The organism is Paenibacillus sp. Dod16 (genome assembly GCF_049893405.1).
Lineage (GTDB): Bacteria > Bacillota > Bacilli > Paenibacillales > Paenibacillaceae > Paenibacillus_AQ.
In genome coordinates, this window is record NZ_JBNDYG010000108.1 from 1 (window position 1) to 2,610 (window position 2,610).

1 protein-coding gene is annotated in these 2,610 nt (G+C 39.2%); it reads right to left on the reverse strand.

From position 1 onward, the window contains the following. Positions 1-106: 106 nt before the first annotated feature. On the reverse strand, positions 107-1,864 hold the full coding sequence (gene ltrA / locus ACPV3A_RS37535) for a group II intron reverse transcriptase/maturase (protein WP_152828223.1): 1,758 nt from the start codon (positions 1,862-1,864) through the stop codon (positions 107-109). Between the last annotated feature and the right edge of the window lie 746 nt (positions 1,865-2,610).

Genomic DNA, 2,610 nt, shown 5'->3' on the forward strand with positions numbered 1-2,610 from the left:
AATTATTGGAATAGGTAAGGGTTTGATATTATCTCCACCTTTTCCCCTCCTCCACACCGTGCATGCAATTTTCACCGCACACGGCGTTCCACCTTATATGCTAAAGTTATATGCTCACAAGTTTACATGCTTTGCGATAGAGATTGATTTTATCAATCATAGCGTCGGTAAGTTGTAGGATACTTTTGTAATGTTCAATCGTTTTATCTTCTGTGGCATGTACTAACCTGTGTACATCGCTGTGAATAATGCATAGGTTATTGTACTTATCTGTGCCACCCAGGGATAGAGGTTCGTAGTGATGACAATGAACCTCTTCTGCCTGTAAGAATAAACCCGTGACTTCGCATAATCCCTGAACTCCTGAGTACCTTGAAAGCCGATTGTCGGAATATTCAAGAGTCCTATCCCAGACGTCCGATCGAATTAGTTTCGATAACTCTACTTGGACGTGAAACTTGAGATTTACGTGAATGCTTTCTCTGGCTTCAGCATTATACGGGGTTGATTCCTGGCTGAAGTTTAGTGGTTTACTTTTAGAAATGTCCTGTAAAGGGAAGAGTAGCGTTCCTGCAACCTCCCAAGTTTTATTATTATTTTTATAAAACTTAGAGTATGTTGGAGGCGGCCGTTTTGGTCTTCCGTATCTACTGATGGATTTGAGACGATTGAACATAAATCGACTTTTGCGAAAGGCAATTTCCTGAAAGTCCATGCTTACATGTGATGCGAATTTGAAATAGTTATGTAGGCCAAGGACAAAGCTATTCCATTGTGAGATCGTTTTTGGAGTAGGAGATAGCTTAATTTCAGTGATCAATTTATTTATTCGTTTCTTGATCTGATCCTTCTTCTTATCAGAGATGAAACTATGAGCAACATGCTTTTTGCCTTTAGGAACGGCCTTAAACTTAAAGCCCAAGAAATTGGATGATTTCTTGCGCAGATTTATGACCATTGATTTCTCTGGAGAGACATCTAGTTTAAGTCGTTCTTTAAGGTATTGTTTTACTGCATGGTACCATTTATAGGCGTCTTGTGAGGTTCTGGCAAAGATCTTAAAGTCATCAGCATACCTTACGATAAAGCCCTCTTTGAGTTTTGTCCTCTTCAGGGCGGCATATTTATTTCTTTGTGTGTAAGGATGTTTGGTTTTAAAATTTTCCCATTGCCCTGCAACCCAGTGATCCAAGTCATTAAGTACTATGTTGGATAATAAGGGAGAGAGAATTCCACCTTGCGGTGTACCTTTACGAGGTATTCCTTCCTTTTCAATGGGTGCCTTCAACATTTTTCCTATAATGGCCAGTACTCTCCGGTCTTTAATCCCTATATTCCAAAGTTGTTTAAGAAGCAGTGTATGGTTTACGTTATCAAAGAAGCCTTTTATATCGATATCAACAACAAAGTGGAGTTGGGCGTTGTTAATTAATGTATCGCATCTTGACTTTGCATGATGCGTGCTTCTTAGAGGCCTGAATCCATAACTATGCTTATAAAACTTTGCTTCACAGATAGGTTCTAAAACTTGCTTGACCATTTGCTGTATTAATCTGTCCAGCATACTAGGAATACCTAATGGTCGTTTATCGCCATTGGGTTTCGGGATGAAGACACGTCTGACTAGTTTCGGTTTATAGTGATCAAGTGTTTTACGAATCGTATTGATGAATTCATCCTGACTGTAGCTATTGAAATCATCAATGCTAAATTGATCAGTGCCTTGAGTCTTTGATCCTTTGTTGCTTTTAATCATTCGATAGGCTAGAAGTATATTATTATCAGAAGTAATCAGTTCATATAGCCTGTTAAACGAGCAACCTTCTTTACTTTTAAGGTAAAGAGTATCAAAGATCGATTGCATCCCGTAGTATTCAGCGTATCGCAAATATGTGATGATTGTGGACAACTCCTTGAAAAGTTGTTTCCCACTTTCTTACCTGACCGATCATCTGCAACTTGAGTAATTTAACTTAAATTTATAAGGCTTGGGGCTATCCCTCCGGAATGTTTCCATTCTTTCATAGGTACTGYGCCCCTACTCTCACAAGAGTAAATCATGTTGCCATGAACCATTCCCTTGATAGAGGTTTAACAACGGAGTTGTATAAATGTCTCTTGCTTTCCACGTTCCGATTATTCTAGCTATCCATGCGCGTTTTAGGTGGCGACTATAAGCCTGTAAACCTTATACCCTCTTTGTTAGGTATCCCGAATTTCATAACTTCAAATCTTACTTTTCGGTAGTTTACGCTGCTAGTGCAGCACAATTCTTTCGAATTGTTATACCTCTAGACCCGTACATTCATCGCTTGGTCAGTTACTTGTGTAACATTCTCACCATGACGCGCTTTTCAGCACCCCGACCTATTTCAGACCATATTTCTCAAAGAGAAACTTAGGCCCGATTCAGCCGACTTCACCTAGCTTCAAACAGAGACAAGCTATCTCTTGTTTCTGCTTGTAGGAGTATTAGGTAGGAAGTTTAAGCTCAACATGAAGGCTTTCATTCCTTCCTTCGAATAATCAGTTGTTATTCTTTTTATTTGATAAGAACCCACTCTTTTCATACCATTAGGCACTTATAGAGTAACGTGTCGCACTGAAATG